Origin of the sequence: Paenibacillus terrae (assembly GCF_000943545.1) — a bacterium.
GTDB classification, from domain to species: Bacteria; Bacillota; Bacilli; order Paenibacillales; family Paenibacillaceae; genus Paenibacillus; species Paenibacillus terrae_A.
Genome location: NZ_JTHP01000028.1, coordinates 1 through 15,279, shown reverse-complemented (window position 1 = coordinate 15,279; position 15,279 = coordinate 1). Strand labels below are relative to the sequence as shown.

Below are 15,279 nucleotides of genomic sequence, written 5' to 3'. Positions count from 1 at the left end.
CCGTCTTGTAATGACGTGCCTGGGGCAAGGACGACCCCGGCGGCATGAAAGGATTCAAAATCTATTCTCATGGATGAGGTGTATCATGCAAATTTCAACCATTATCGGACTTGTACTCGGGATTGTGTCATTGGTCGTCGGGATGATTCTCAAAGGCGCGCCAGTAATCAACTTGGTCAACAACCCCGCTGCTTACATGATTATTTTTGTCGGAACGGCAGCAAGTATTTTTATGGCCTTCCCGATGGAAGAAATCAAACGGATTCCAAAACTGTTCAAGGTTATTTTCACGGAACAAAAGCTTTTGGACCGTAAAGAGCTCATCGGCACGTTTACCGAATGGGCATCCATTACCCGTCGCGAAGGTCTGCTTGCGCTGGAATCCAAGGTAGAGGAGATCGACGATCCCTTTATGCGTGGTGGTATGCGTATGATTATTGATGGTAATGATCAGGAATTCGTGCGGGATGTTCTAATGGAGGACATTAACGCCACCGAGGATCGACACCGCTCCGGCGCGCTGATTTTCTCTCAGGCTGGTATGTACGCTCCAACGCTCGGGGTACTCGGTGCCGTCGTAGGTCTGATTGCCGCTCTGGCCGATCTTAGTGACATGGCCAAGCTGTCTCATGCCATCGCGGCAGCCTTTATTGCGACGTTGCTTGGTATTTTTACAGGTTATGTCCTGTGGCATCCAATGTCCAATAAGCTGAAACGGTTATCCAAAAAAGAAGTGGAGCTTAAATTGATGATGGTCGAAGGCCTGCTCTCAATTCAATCAGGTATATCCACCATTGCGATCAGCCAGAAGCTGACGATATTCCTGACTCCAACCGAACGGGCTACCCTGACCAAGAAGGATGGGGATTCCGGTGAGTAAAAAAAGACATGAACCGCACGAGGAGCATGCCGACGAAAGCTGGCTGTTGCCATATTCCGACTTGATGACCCTTCTGCTAGCTCTTTTCATCGTCTTATTCGGGATGAGTGCGATCGACGCCAAAAAATTTGAAACTATGGCTCAATCCATGAGTGCGGCTTTTAGTGGCGGCACCGGCATACTGGATCACTCTGCCGCCAATCCATCGTCACAATCCGCAGATATGGGCAAAAATAAAGAACAGGTAACACAACCTATAAAGTCTAAAGCCACTTCTACGGCTGAACTGCAAAAGCAACTCGCCCAGCGGGAAGAAGAAGATTTGAAAAAGCTCAAAAAGCAGATGGATCAGTATATTGAAAATAATGGTCTGACTCCGCTGCTCAATACGAAGCTGAACCAATCCCAGCTCATGATCACCATTAGCGATAACGCCTTGTTTTCATCGGGTCAGGCTGAGGTAAAACCGGAAGCACGAAAGCTGGCCAAGTCCATCTCCAGCATGCTCCAGCAATTTCCCGGATATGATGTCATCGTATCAGGCCATACAGATAATGTGCCGATTTCCAATAGTCAGTTTCCGTCCAACTTTGATTTGAGTGCCAAACGATCTCTGAATTTCTTGCGCATTTTGCTGCTCAATCCGCAGCTTGATCCAACCAAATTTGTATCCATCGGTTATGGTGAGTATCGTCCACTAGCAAGCAATCAGGATGGTCAAGGACGCTCCAAAAACCGCCGTGTCGAAATTTCCGTACTACGTAAATATCAGAACGGCACACAAGTTATCAGTCCTACCTCAAGCTCGAATGAAGGTTGATTATGTATATGTTATATAGACAAAGGCACCGCCGCATTTTTTATGCAGCTGGTGCCTTTTCATTGTGCTATTCCACTCTGCCCCTTGTCCTATCCATTGCCCTGCCATCTATCAGCCATGAGAAGCCCTCAGGTTTAGCTGAGTGTATAATTCAGCATCTCACCTAGCTCCTGCTTCTCCGTCTCTGTCAGGTCACGCCAGGCGCCTCTCTGAAGCGACCCCAATCGAATATTCATAATCCGCAGACGTTGCAGCTTCTTCACCTCATAGCTGAAGGCAGCACACATGCGCCGGATCTGACGGTTTTTCCCTTCCGTCAATATGATGCGGAATACATACTCAGATACACGCGTCACTTCGCAGGGGAGCGTTCGCTGACCGAGTATTTTTACACCTGTGGACATCCCCTGCACAAAAGATGGTGTGACGGGTCGATCCACCGTTACGATATATTCCTTCTCATGCTTGCCTTCCGCCCGTAAAATCTTATTCACAATGTCTCCGTCATTGGTAAGTAAAATAAGACCTTCCGAATCTTTATCCAGACGTCCGATTGGAAAAATCCGCTGCGGGTGCCCCACAAAGTCGACAACATTCCCTTGAATGTGGCTCTCTGTCGTGCTTGTAATCCCCACCGGCTTGTTCAAAGCAATATATACGTGACCGGACTTCTCGCGGAGTGGCTTGCCGTTCACACGGACATCGTCGCCCTCCTCCGCCTGACTGCCCAGCACCGCCACCTCGCCGTTAATCGTCACGCGGCCGCTCTCTACCAGCTTGTCCGCCTCCCGGCGCGAGCAAAAACCGGTTTCGCTGATAAACTTGTTAATGCGCAACCTGTGTACCCTCCATTTCTACTGTCACGCTTCCTTCTGCTGCCCGTCCAGTTGCTCAGGCTCGGCAGTTGGAAGCTGCACAAGGGCTGTCGTTCCCTCTCCCTCTATACTTTCAATATCCAGTGTGCCTTTATGACTCTGTATAATACGCTGGCTGACCATAAGTCCGAGTCCTGTACCTGTTTCTTTGTTTGTGAAAAAAGGTTCCCCCAGCTTGGACAGCATCTCTGCTGGAATGCCCGTCCCTTGGTCCCGTATGAAGATTTTAACGCTTTCTCCCTCCAAGAACAAATGAATCGTTATCGTACCACCCTTGCTCATGGCCTCCATACTATTTTTAAGCAAATTAATGAATACCTGCTTTAACTGATTTTCTTCGGCATATACGAAGGCAGGCTCCTCCGTTACTTCAAGATTGAACACAATGCCCAGCAGATGCGCCTGACTATCGAGCAAGGAAATAACGTCACTCACAATATAGCGCACATCTTTTTTCTGAAAATGTACAGCCTGCGGCTTTGCCAATATTAAAAATTCGCTAACGATCAGATTAATACGATCCAGCTCGGACAGCATAATATCGTTATGCTTCAGATTCAGCGCTTTATTTTGCTGCTGTAACTGGAGAAACCCGCGCAGCGTGGTCAGCGGATTACGAATTTCGTGCGCCACCCCTGCCGCCAGTTGTCCTACCGTCGTCAGCTTCTCCGATCTGCGCAGCAATTCCTCCATCCGGTTGCGGCCTGTAATATCCCGCGAGACGCTGATGAATCCCAGAATTTGGCCTTCTTCATCCAAAATGGGCGATGTACTCATACTAATCTCTACCGTACTTCCATCCTTACGCATTCGAATGGACTCAATAGACACCATACTCTCTCCCTGAAGCAATCTTTCCTTCTGAAATTCGTACTCTTCCTCTTGCTGTGGCGGTACGAACTGGAGTTTACGCCCGACCAATTCTTTTTTGGTCCAGCCGTACAAGGCTTCAAAAGCATGATTGACCCGGATGACACGCTCCTCCTGATCGGTCACATGAATCGCATCAGCGGTCTGATTAATGACAGACTCTAAATGCTCCTTAACAGAACGGTTCTCCTCATACATCTGTTCGAGTCTCCGTGTATACATCCCAAGGTTATAGGCCATCGCATTGATGCGCTCACCTAGTTGTGCAAGCTCATGACCACCCTTAACTTGTAGCCGTGTGTCAAAATGGCCATCGGCCATCTCGTTCACTTTTCCCAATATCGACTGAATTGGACGGACAAACAAGCTTGCCAGCACATAACTGCCAATGATCACAACCTCTAGTAAAACAATAGAAATGGCAATCAGACTGATTAATTGCTTATAAATAACGGAAGAGATCGTATCATAATTCATAACAATTCGAATGACATAGGCATCACGGTTAGCCGGATAAAATGGTATGTAACTGACGAGGACCCGTTGGCCTTTAATATAGCAGTCCTGTACAATACTCTCCCCGGAGAAAATCGCCTTGGAAACAGCCAAACGATCCTCCTGCACCCTCGCTAGTTGATAAGTGCCGAATCGGATAGGCTTATTGTACATGTAATAATATTTTCGGTCGTTTCCATGATTGTCCATCGTAGCGCCACCGAAGGTTGTGGGGTTAATTCCTGTTATCTCCATGATGCGGTAATCCACTTGTTGGGTTTGCTTTACGATTTCATCGGGGTTGAGAATCGGTATAAAATTTTGTACTTCACTGTCCTGAAAGGAGATTCGGATCATATAGTTGCGCTTCTGGTCATAATAAAATCCCCACTTGTTAATATGGGTGGCATCTGAGCCTGTATAGTCAAATGCTCCAGTCCAAAAATGTTCCAGATGTTGACCATGCACCAATCCAGCCTGTCCATGCTCATATAATTGATCAACTGCATTTTTCCAATAGCTGGTCAACGGATCGCCAGATATGATTTCTTTCGGATTCGACGATTTGGCGACCTTATACCCCTTTCCATCACGCACCATCAAGGAAATATCAATATCCCCGCTGCGCTTGGTCATCTGTTCGAGTTGTTCCTGCGTAATATGATCGATATCAGGATCTAGCTTGCTGGCAGCCAGCGTGGCAAAGAGCCACAAATTATATCCAAGCTGCTTGTCGACAGCCTCCCAGCTTTGTTGAGCTTGTTCAATGGCACCTCCAATAGTCTTGGCCGTCAGAACCATTTTCGTTTCGCTGTCACTTCTTAAATTTTCGTGGGTCGTGTAATAGTTGAGTGCAATATTTAACAAAAGGATGAACAGAACGGACCCCGACAAAATGATCGTAATTTTGATTTTTATCGACACACTGATTTCTCACCTCTTGCCGTATGCTGGCGATTACTGGCAATTGCTAACTCAATGATACCGTAATACCGCCTGTGATACCAGCATTTACATTTCCCGGATAAACATAAATACACACAGCTTGTATACAGTTGTCAATATACGAACGTTTGCCTACAATATAATAAGATAATCATCCACAAGTCGTCCACAAATACACAGCTTTTATTATGAACTGTGGATAAACCTGTGGATAAGTGCCGTGTTATCCACAAAATTATTCACATCATGTTAACAACGGAATATTTGTTCGTTGGATAATTCGCATTTGAAAGGAGCATTTTTACCAGTGACCACGATAGATCACGCTTATTGGATGAAAGAAGCTATTCAAGAAGCGTATAAGGCAGAAGCGTTGGGTGAAGTGCCCATCGGAGCTGTCATCGTAAAAGATAATGAAATCATAGGTCGCGGTTACAACTTGCGTGAGACAAACGCTGACCCGACAGCACATGCCGAAATGGTCGCCATTCGTCAGGCCAGCGAGCATCTGGGGGCCTGGCGCCTGCTGGATTGCAGGCTGTATGTCACTCTGGAGCCGTGTCCCATGTGCGCCGGAGCCATTGTACAATCACGGGTTCCCTATTTAATCTACGGCACCACCGATCCGAAAGCAGGCTGTGCGGGCACGCTGATGAATCTCCTGCAGGAGCCTCGATTCAATCATTGCACTGAGGTGATCAGCGGCATTCTTCAAGAGGAATGCGCCTCGCTGCTGACGGATTTTTTCCGTCAGCTCCGGCAAAAAAGAGCCGCTGCCAAGTTGTTTTCCCCACCGTCTTCATCCTGAGGATGGGAGCTAGATCGCTTACTTATACACAACCAGTGGTGCAGCCGTTATTTACGTCTCATTGCTAATTTCCCATGGAAGGAGATCAGCCCATGCCTATGAGCTTGTATAACACGCCTCAAGGTATCTTGTTGCGACCATTTAGGCTGGCGGATAGTGAAGCCCTACTTGCCCTCAGGCTTACAAATAGGGAGTCTCATGCGCCGTACGAGCCACTTCACGGCGACTCATTTTTTACGCTGGAAGAACAGCAGGAATATATCCGTCAGAAATTGCGTCAAGCAGAGGAGGATCGGGGATATTCGTTCGGTATCTTTCTCTTGGAGGACGAGCGTCTCGTCGGGTATATCTCTATTTCTAATCTTGTGCGCGGCGTGGGACAATTCGCCGATATCGGCTACATGATGGATCAGCACGAACAAGGCAAAGGACATATGACCGCAGCTTTGAAGCTGGCCATACAATTTGCCTTCCGCGCCCTATCGCTTCACCGTCTTCAGGCCGGTACCCTGCTGCATAACGAGCGCTCACAGCGTGTACTGCAAAAGTGCGGCTTTCAGCCTGAAGGTATTGCTCGCAAGCTGGTACAAATTCAAGGGACATGGCAGGATCATCGAATGTTCGGGCTTTTAGCCGAGGATAACGTGTGGCAGACCTGGACCGCTACACCATCTGCTCAGAGCCATATATGACAAAAAACCGTCTGGCTCTAAGCCAAGCGGTTTTTTTCGCATCACATCATATGGATAATGCCTTTACAATCACGTCATTCCTTTACTTAAGGAGCAACGGTTTGCATTTTTTGTTGAAATTGTTCGATCGTCAGGACTTGGTCCCCTGTTGGAATACCCACTTTAAATGTTGCTTTTTCATTGATTTTGCTGTATTGCGTGTAGCCAGTCACAGACAATTTTACGTTATCTTTTGTGGTCGGATCATTCATCTCTACATTCGCATTCAGGTCTTGATACACAGGAATATCATCCTTGTTCAAGGCTGTGTTAATGTCGAACTGTTTCACAGTCAAATAGTTTTTCAACTCATCCAGCTTTTTGCTAACTTCGCTGGTGTTGGATTGCAGTTCTTTCTTCGCTTCAGCCAACTCTTCTTTTTTCACTTGCAGCATACCAGCATACTCATCTTTAGACATCACATCAAGGACTTTAGGAAGCGCCTTAGTGATAAATGTATTTGTCGCTTGCTTCACATTGTCGTTCGTTATTTTAAACTGAACCACTTGTTTAGCTTTAATGCCTTGTGGCAATTTAGCATCCTTAGGATCAATATCAAAGAAGTACGTTGCTTGATCATACTCACCCAGAATAGCAGCAATGACTTCATTCGCAAATTTCTGCGATTTTTCCTGATCCATTGATGCAGGGTTAAATTCTTGTCCAGACTGTTTAGCCAGCTCCTGCGGATCAATAATCAGGAATTTGCCTACAACTTCCTGTGGAAGCGGGTAAAATGGAACGTTCGGAATTTTAACGTACAATTTATCCTTGGTCATAACCATTGGAATGGTAAAGCTGGTGGAAAGATCACCTTTCAAATGAATGCCCAGCGTCATTTCAGATTGTAGAGGTTCTTTTTGATATACGCCATCCAGCGTAATGTCTGCATTTTTCAGCATGCTCGTTACCATTGCGCTTTGCTCGCTTGGAAGGGAAGCAGATGTGATCGCCAGATCTTTAACCGTAAATTGACTTTTGGATTCATAAGAAGTCAATTTCATTGCATTAGCAGTACCGTTCGTAACAGCTTCCTTTGGTTCTACTTTCTTGCTACAACCTACCAGGGCTACCGTCAAAAGCAACACCATAGTGAGTACCAAGATGGATAACTTTTTACTCATTGTGTAGATTCTCTCCTCTCGTAATTAACCCCTTTTATAATACTAACAAAAAAAATACACACCCCTCTATTTTACCGCATATTCACAGGCAATGAAACACTTATTGGAAAATTTTCTTACAATAAGCACAAAGACACCCTGATTCTTTAACCAGGGTGTCCTGTACTTCACTATATTTTTAGGCAAAAAGTCTAACTGCTTATGATCCTTCTCTGTTGTGATGGTCTACGTGATTCCGCTGCTTCACCTTTTTGGAACCAGATAGTGGCTCCTGTTGATGATTACGCTCACGCTTTTCGTTTCCTTCACCGGGGTCCTGTGCCTCGGGAACAGGAACGGCTTTAGGCTTGCTCATTTATGCATCCTCCGTTCTCAGACTATTTTTAAATACCTAAGTAAATCCGTTTATTACCATTTAAAGTAGGACTATTGATGGTGCAGGTCTTCTGTTTTATCATGGTTAAGTGCATCCTGATGACGGCGGTCATTACGATCCTGCTGCACTTGCTGTGCCTGATGACTGTTAACCGGACGCTGCTCCAAATCATCCACAATGTTAGACAGGTTTTTATCCAGTCCGTTTTTGGCTTTTGTCATGTAGCTTCCCCCTCATTCCTTCATGACTACGAATGCGTCAATGACTGTAACGTCTGAGCACACTGGTGAATATGTCGAGTGTAATCGGACACCAGCTGCTGAATAATATCTGTTCGTTCATCCACAGACTGTCCGTCCCGTTCTACATCGACCAAGCTAACCTGCACTTCCCGAGAATCTACATAAGTACATGCAAAATCAAAGGAGTACATTTGTCGGCCCTCTACCTCAATATGGATTCGTATAGTCCGGTTGTCTGCTTCATCTGCTTGTACCTGTGATTTATCCCCTGAATTCAAAAGTCTCGGCAGTTGTTCCTGCCAAGCCTCTACCAGCTTTTGCTGATCTACTGTCATTTCTCGATTCATGCCAGCACCTCCACATCTGATAGCGTGTGAAAAAAACAGGCTTTTTATACAACAAAAAAGCCATCCTTTACGATCTCTAATCATCAGCGCTTAAAGGCTAATGTATCAGCTAATCGTATTCGAATGGCTTGGCTCATTTATAATAATGGCGGAGAGGATGGGATTCGAACCCATGTGAGCTTGCACTCTAACGGTTTTCAAGACCGCCCCGTTATGACCGCTTCGGTACCTCTCCAGGTGGTAATTGGATAAATTTGCTTCCCATTTAAAATAAACTCAGGCGCAACAAAATTATTTTACCACAGACTTTAAACGAATGCAATCCTTACTGTTTGGGAGCAATAACTTCTGCGCCTCGCATGTATGAACGCAGCACTTCCGGAATTACAACGCTTCCGTCCTCCTGCTGATAATTCTCCAAAATAGCAGCCACTGTGCGTCCTACAGCCAATCCTGAACCGTTCAGTGTATGTACAAATTCAGGCTTTGCTTTCGGCTCCGGCCGAAACCGGATGTTAGCACGACGCGCCTGGAAGTCCTCTGTATTGGAACAAGAAGAAATTTCGCGGTACATGCCACTCTCAGGCAGCCACACTTCCAGATCATACGTTTTGGCAGACGTGAAGCCCATATCCCCGGTGCACAGTGCCAGCACACGATATGGAAGTCCAAGCAGTTGCAAAACACGCTCTGCATTGTTCGTCATTTTCTCCAGTTCCTCATAGGAGGTGTCCGGGTGAACCAGCTTAAGCATCTCTACCTTATTGAACTGATGCTGGCGGATCAAGCCACGTGTATCCCTTCCTGCCGATCCTGCCTCAGAGCGGAAGCAAGAGCTGTATGCCACATAATTTTTTGGAAGCTGATCCGCGTTCATAATCTCTTCGCGGTGATAGTTCGTTACCGGAACTTCAGCCGTAGGAATGAGATAATACTCGGTATCGCGCAGCTTGAACAAATCCTCTTCAAACTTCGGAAGCTGTCCCGTGCCATACAGGCTATCCCGATTCACAATGTATGGAGGCAGCATTTCCTCATAACCATGCTCACTACTATGCAAATCCATCATAAAGTTAATCAGCGCACGCTCCAGACGTGCTCCCAGTCCTTTGTAGAACGTAAAACGGGAACCTGTCACCTTGGCTGCCGCCTCAAAATCGAGAATATCCAGCTCCTGTGCCAGCTCCCAATGTGCTTTTGGCATAAAAGAAAACTCGCGTGGCTCCGACCAACGACGAATCTCTACATTATCCTCCTCTGAAGCACCTACAGGCACCGACTCATTGGGGATATTCGGAATGGACATCACCAGCCCGTCGATCTGGACCTCCAGCTCGCGCACTTGCTCATCCAATTCTTTAATACGGTCGGAAACCTGACGCATCTCAACAATAAGGTCGTCCGCATTTTCTTTATTCTTCTTCAACTTGGCTACTTCACCGGATACGACATTTCGGCGATTTTTGAGCGCTTCACTTTCCTGAAGCAACTCACGACGACGCACATCCAGATCCGTAAAGCCATTTATCAGATCCAGAGATTTTCCCCTATTTTGCAAAGCTTTTTCAACCCGACCAAGCTCATTACGTAAAATCTTTATATCTAACACAGGTAATCCCTCCTACACTACAAACCTGACTTTCCGCTATTCGCGGACCATATCTACAAAATACTGATGTAACCGGTAATCGTCCGTTAATTCTGGATGGAAGGATGAAGCCAGCAAACGACCCTGACGTGCCGCCACGATCTCGCCGTTATACTCAGACAGCACATCTACTCCCGTTCCAACAGACTGTATTAATGGCGCGCGTATAAACACAGCACGAACCGGTTCCTCAATCCCTTTAATATCCAAGTCTGTTTCAAAGCTTTCCCGCTGGCGACCAAAAGCATTACGTGACACCGTAATATCCATCAGTCCCAGATGGGCTTCTTCCTGTCCTTGAACCGTTTTGGCCAGCACAATCAACCCCGCACAAGTGCCGAAGATAGGCTTGCCTTGATCGGAAAACTGGCGTATGGCATCAATAAAGTCATACTTGCGCATCAGCTTGCCAATCGTCGTGCTTTCACCGCCGGGAATGATAAGACCGGACAGCTCATCGAGCTGCTCGATCTTCTTCACCGCCACACCTTCTGCACCCGCACGTTCAACGCTTCGTATATGCTCAGCCACAGCACCTTGCAGCGACAGAACTCCTATTTTCATGCCTGTCCCTTCCTTCTTACCAACCACGATCCTGCATGCGTTCATGCGGTGCCAGCTTGGAAATTTCAATGCCCTTCATTGGAGCGCCCAGATTCTTGGACACTTCTGCAATCAGCTTGTAGTCCGTATAATGAGTAGTCGCTTCCACGATGGCACGTGCAAATTTCTCAGGGCTATCGGATTTGAAAATACCAGAACCGACGAAGACACCATCAGCGCCCAAATGCATCATCAATGCCGCATCGGCAGGTGTTGCTACACCGCCCGCAGCAAAGTTGACCACTGGCAGCTTGCCGTGCTCATGCACTTCCAGCAACAATTCGTAAGCAACGCCAAGGTTTTTCGCTTCTGCATACAGCTCGTCCTTCGAAAGGTTTTGCACCTTGCGAATTTGGCCGTTGATAAAACGCATATGGCGAACAGCTTCGACAATATTTCCGGTTCCAGGCTCACCCTTTGTACGAATCATGGATGCTCCTTCGCCGATGCGACGCAGTGCTTCTCCCAGATCCTTGGCTCCGCATACGAATGGAACGGTAAACTCCCGCTTATCGATATGGAAAACTTCATCCGCAGGCGTCAGCACTTCGCTCTCGTCGAGATAGTCAACACCCAGAGATTCCAGCACCTTCGCCTCCACAAAATGGCCGATACGAGCCTTAGCCATAACGGGAATAGAGACCACCTTCATGACCTCTTCCACAATCGTTGGGTCAGCCATACGGGCAACCCCGCCAGCTGCACGGATATCTGAAGGCACCCGTTCAAGAGCCATTACCGCTGTAGCTCCTGCCGCCTCTGCAATTTTAGCCTGTTCAGCGTTCATGACATCCATGATTACGCCGCCTTTTTGCATCTCTGCCATACCTCTTTTTACACGTGAAGTTCCCGTTTCCATGTCGTTTCCTCCTGTAAGGGTTACGTTTAGATTCTAACTTAATATTTTACCGCACAGACGCCAAATACACAATCATTTCAATCCGCAAAATACGTAAGGTAGAGCAAGAATCCTCGGCTCTATCTGTCTGGTAATCAGACGATTAGAACAGGTTTTTAATGCCCTGGAACAAATCACCGAAGAAGTTACCAATTGCCCGGAAAAGCATACGGAACCAGCCAGCCTCTTCTACAGCCGTCGTAGTTACCAGATCAACGGTTTTCACCTGGCCTTTTTCCACACCATCCGTTTTGTACGTATAGCTAATCGTTCCGACTTTTGCCCCTTGCTTCAAAGGTGCCACGAGCGAGCTTTCCGGTGTAATATTGGTTGTAAACGTCACTTTAGGATTGCCCGCACCCTTAGGTACGACAAAGCTTACCGCATCTTTGGTCACAACAGGTACTTCAGTTTCTGTGCCTTTGGAGACAGGCACATTTTCGGCACCCTTAACTACCGTCTTTGGAGCCACTACCTGCTTCACTTCAAAATTATCAAAGCCATAGTTTAATACTTTAGCAGTCTCGGTAAAACGGTGCGCATCCGAGTCAGCCCCCATAACTACACTAATGAGACGCATTCCGTTGCGTTCGGCTGTTCCCGTAAAACAGTTGCCTGCATTAGCCGTATGACCTGTTTTCATTCCATCCAGACCAGGATAAGCAAACTTTTTAAAGTTGGTTATATTCTTGTTTGCTTCTAACATCCAGTTGTAGTTAATAATCGGCGCCTTGTCCGTCGGGCGGAACTTGTACGATTGAATCGTCGTAAACCGTGTATAGTCTGGGTGATCCTTAATAATGTTACCAGCCAGTGTAGCTGCATCTCTCGCTGTCATTACGGTTTCACGATCGGTATCCGGTTGAAACCCTTTAGGCATATCGCCACGGTCTAACCCTGTAGAGTTGATGAAATACGTATTTTTCATGCCCATTTTCTGAGCTGTTTCATTCATCAATTTTACAAAGTCCTGCTCGGTTCCAGACACACGCTCGGCAAGAGCTACCGTTGCATCATTAGCAGAGCCTACCGCCATGGCAATATACAGCTCTTCTACCGTATGTTGATCACCTTGAGCTAGAAAAATACGTGATCCGATGCTCTTGGCAGCATTCTCTTGAACCGTAACCTTATCCGTCCATTTGAGTTTCCCTTGCTTGACCTGCTCCGCTACGAGGTACTCTGTCATCATTTTGGTCATACTTGCTGGTGGGAGCGGCTCATCCGGGTTCATAGACAGCAATACCTGCCCTGTGGAAGGCTCAATCAAGATAGCCGAGCGCAGCGCCAGACTAGGTGGCTTAACAGAGCCTGTCCCCGTAATATTGACCGCCTCTGTTGTCGCTCCGGCGGCAAACGTAGCTACAGACGGATCAAAATTGCCCACAACCGGCAATGCTGACATGTACATCATATTAAGCACCATGACTGCTGTTACGCTCTTTTTAATCATGCTGCGTTTCTTATTTTGTTTATGATTGTTCGCTTTCAAATGAATACAAACTCCTCTCGTACCTCAACCCAATCCGCTATATATAACGAAACGGTGGATAAAGCCTCTACTAGGCCAATGAAATTAATGTTTTAAAGTTCCGCTTTGTTTCCTCAGTTGGAGCCAGTGATCAACTTTTTCTACTCTTATCTTGGAATGAGCAGGTACTAAGTAAGCCCTATGTCCTAACCTGTCCTTACTTCATCAACCCATTTGTAAAAGGCAGACACTTGTCTATTCTATCACAGGGGTATCTCTAAAAAAAGACAGGCAGAGCGAAATACGCCCTGCCTGTCGTCAAGTCTGCTACAGTCGAACTTTATAATGAATAGTTTGGTGCTTCTTTCGTAATTTGCACATCATGCGGATGGCTTTCACGTAGACCTGCACCCGTAATACGGATAAAGCTCGTATCATTACGAAGCTCCTCGATATTAGCAGTACCACAATATCCCATACCGGAACGAAGACCGCCCAACAGCTGATGAACAGCGTCGGATAGTGGCCCTTTATAAGCGACACGCCCTTCGATGCCTTCCGGTACCAGCTTCTTGTCGTCATCTTGGAAATACCGGTCTTTACTACCTTGCTTCATCGCAGCCATGGAACCCATACCACGATATACTTTAAAGCGACGTCCTTGATAAATCTCGGATTCGCCTGGACTTTCTTCCGTACCTGCAAAAAGACTTCCCAGCATTACCGCAGAAGCTCCCGCCGCAATGGCCTTCGTAATTTCACCGGAATATTTAATGCCACCGTCTGCAATAATCGGAATATTATATTCCCGTGCTACTGTCGCACAATCATAAATAGCTGTTACTTGCGGAACACCGATTCCGGCGATCACGCGCGTTGTACAGATAGAGCCTGGACCAATGCCGACTTTTACAACCGAAGCCCCGGCTTCAATCAGTTCACGCGTTCCGTCACCAGTAGCTACATTACCTGCTACAATTGTCAGATCAGGATAAGCATCACGCAATTTGCGAACCGCTTCAATAATGTTAATATGATGACCGTGAGCAGAATCCACAACAATCAGATCCACACCTGCATTTACGAGTGCTTCAGTCCGATCAAACGTATCTTTGGAAATACCGACAGCCGCACCGACCAGAAGACGCCCTTGTGCATCTTTCGCTGCGTTTGGAAATTGAATAGCCTTCTCAATATCTTTAATAGTGATAAGCCCTTTGAGGTAATTTTCATCATCGACCAAAGGAAGTTTTTCAATTTTATGCTTTTGCAGAATACCTTCTGCTTCCTGCAAGGTCGTACCTACAGGTGCAGTTACCAGCTTTTCCTTCGTCATAACTTCACTAATTTTAAGATTAAAATCGTGAATAAAACGAAGATCGCGGTTCGTAATAATACCCACCAGCTTATTTTCCTCGTTTACAACAGGTACGCCAGAAATACGATATTTACCCATAACAGCTTCAGCATCGGATACCAAGTGATCTGGAGTCAAAGAAAATGGATTGGTGATAACACCGCTCTCTGAACGTTTTACTCTATCTACCTCTACTGCTTGCTGTTCAATCGACATATTCTTATGAATAATACCGATACCGCCTTCACGAGCCATAGCAATTGCCAAAACTGCCTCAGTAACAGTATCCATACCAGCACTCATCAAAGGAATATTCAGCTTTACGTTATCACTCAAACGGGTCGCTACACTTACTTCTTTCGGCAGAACCACCGACTTGCGAGGTACCAGCAAAACATCGTCAAAGGTAAGGCCTTCCTTACCGAATTTATCTTCCCACACCAAGATGATCCTCCTTCAAATTGTTTAGTCTGTATTGGTCTTGTTGTCTGTCCGACATGGACAAATCAAGGCTCTCTGAAAATATATTATTGCAATCTTAGCAAAGCGGTATAGGGGTGTCAAGCCTTCCTCAGCAGCCATAACTTTTAGTATTCCCCTGTACAAACAAGTGTACTCGCAGGGAGGACATCCTTTATAATTAAGCGTTTCCTGAGATAAAGTCGACCCTTTTATAAAAAAATAACCCGCTTGGAAAAAGGCAGATTAGAGATTACATATAAGGTTCTGGAACGTAATATACACAAAAAAGACCACAATCTCAAGGAGATCATGGTTCTTTTTACTTTT

The 15,279-nt window shown here is 46.3% G+C and carries 15 protein-coding genes and 1 tRNA gene; 4 read left to right on the top strand and 12 right to left on the bottom strand.

What is annotated here, in order from left to right:
- Positions 1-85 precede the first annotated feature (85 nt).
- Together motA and motB are read left to right on the top strand one after the other, a co-directional pair.
- Entirely contained in the window at positions 86-880 is a 795-nt protein-coding gene (gene motA / locus QD47_RS14685) for a flagellar motor stator protein MotA (protein WP_044646838.1), read from the top strand.
- Positions 873-1,700: a flagellar motor protein MotB gene (motB, locus tag QD47_RS14680; protein WP_044646837.1), complete on the top strand. Its 828-nt coding sequence runs from the start codon at positions 873-875 to the stop codon at positions 1,698-1,700. Before motA ends, motB begins: the two co-directional genes overlap by 8 nt.
- 134 nt (positions 1,701-1,834) lie before the next feature.
- Here motB and rluF read toward each other — a convergent pair whose 3' ends face one another.
- Entirely contained in the window at positions 1,835-2,536 is a 702-nt protein-coding gene (gene rluF / locus QD47_RS14675) for a 23S rRNA pseudouridine(2604) synthase RluF (protein ID WP_044646836.1), read from the bottom strand.
- 24 nt (positions 2,537-2,560) lie between these two features.
- On the bottom strand, positions 2,561-4,864 hold the full coding sequence (locus QD47_RS14670; protein ID WP_044646835.1) for a PAS domain S-box protein: 2,304 nt from the start codon (positions 4,862-4,864) through the stop codon (positions 2,561-2,563).
- 328 nt (positions 4,865-5,192) lie between these two features.
- Here QD47_RS14670 and tadA point away from each other — a divergent pair, with 328 nt between their 5' ends.
- Both tadA and QD47_RS14660 read left to right on the top strand, forming a co-directional pair.
- Positions 5,193-5,693, top strand: a complete 501-nt coding sequence (gene tadA / locus QD47_RS14665) for a tRNA adenosine(34) deaminase TadA (RefSeq protein WP_044646834.1) — start codon at positions 5,193-5,195, stop codon at positions 5,691-5,693.
- 92 nt (positions 5,694-5,785) lie between these two features.
- Positions 5,786-6,385 (top strand): GNAT family N-acetyltransferase, encoded by a 600-nt coding sequence (locus QD47_RS14660; RefSeq protein WP_044646833.1) that lies wholly within the window; start codon positions 5,786-5,788, stop codon positions 6,383-6,385.
- 86 nt (positions 6,386-6,471) lie between these two features.
- On the opposite strand, the gene QD47_RS14655 is transcribed toward QD47_RS14660, so the two are convergent.
- The 10 genes from QD47_RS14655 to guaB all read right to left on the bottom strand — a co-directional run bounded on the left by QD47_RS14655 (position 6,472) and on the right by guaB (position 14,931).
- A complete protein-coding gene (locus tag QD47_RS14655) occupies positions 6,472-7,548 on the bottom strand; it encodes a hypothetical protein (RefSeq protein ID WP_044646832.1) in 1,077 nt (358 codons plus the stop codon).
- Positions 7,549-7,747: 199 nt separating this feature from the next.
- Entirely contained in the window at positions 7,748-7,903 is a 156-nt protein-coding gene (locus tag QD47_RS14650) for a small acid-soluble spore protein P (protein ID WP_044646831.1), read from the bottom strand.
- A gap of 71 nt (positions 7,904-7,974) precedes the next feature.
- On the bottom strand, positions 7,975-8,145 hold the full coding sequence (locus QD47_RS32550) for a hypothetical protein (protein ID WP_170970755.1): 171 nt from the start codon (positions 8,143-8,145) through the stop codon (positions 7,975-7,977).
- A gap of 26 nt (positions 8,146-8,171) precedes the next feature.
- Complete coding sequence (locus QD47_RS14645) at positions 8,172-8,513, bottom strand: hypothetical protein (protein WP_025683476.1); 342 nt, start codon at positions 8,511-8,513, stop codon at positions 8,172-8,174.
- A 146-nt stretch (positions 8,514-8,659) separates the two neighbouring features.
- Positions 8,660-8,748: transfer RNA gene (locus tag QD47_RS14640), tRNA-Ser, on the bottom strand.
- A 90-nt stretch (positions 8,749-8,838) separates the two neighbouring features.
- Entirely contained in the window at positions 8,839-10,122 is a 1,284-nt protein-coding gene (gene serS, locus QD47_RS14635; protein ID WP_044646830.1) for a serine--tRNA ligase, read from the bottom strand.
- Positions 10,123-10,158: 36 nt separating this feature from the next.
- Positions 10,159-10,725 carry a pyridoxal 5'-phosphate synthase glutaminase subunit PdxT gene (gene pdxT / locus QD47_RS14630; RefSeq protein WP_044646829.1) on the bottom strand — a complete coding sequence of 189 codons (567 nt, stop codon included), beginning with the start codon at positions 10,723-10,725 and terminating at the stop codon, positions 10,159-10,161.
- 16 nt (positions 10,726-10,741) lie between these two features.
- Entirely contained in the window at positions 10,742-11,623 is an 882-nt protein-coding gene (pdxS, locus tag QD47_RS14625; protein ID WP_014279080.1) for a pyridoxal 5'-phosphate synthase lyase subunit PdxS, read from the bottom strand.
- Between the two features lie 142 nt (positions 11,624-11,765).
- Positions 11,766-13,154: a D-alanyl-D-alanine carboxypeptidase family protein gene (locus QD47_RS14620; RefSeq protein WP_044646828.1), complete on the bottom strand. Its 1,389-nt coding sequence runs from the start codon at positions 13,152-13,154 to the stop codon at positions 11,766-11,768.
- Positions 13,155-13,473: 319 nt separating this feature from the next.
- Positions 13,474-14,931, bottom strand: coding sequence for an IMP dehydrogenase (guaB, locus tag QD47_RS14615; RefSeq protein WP_044646827.1), 1,458 nt, complete (start codon positions 14,929-14,931; stop codon positions 13,474-13,476).
- Positions 14,932-15,279 lie beyond the last annotated feature (348 nt).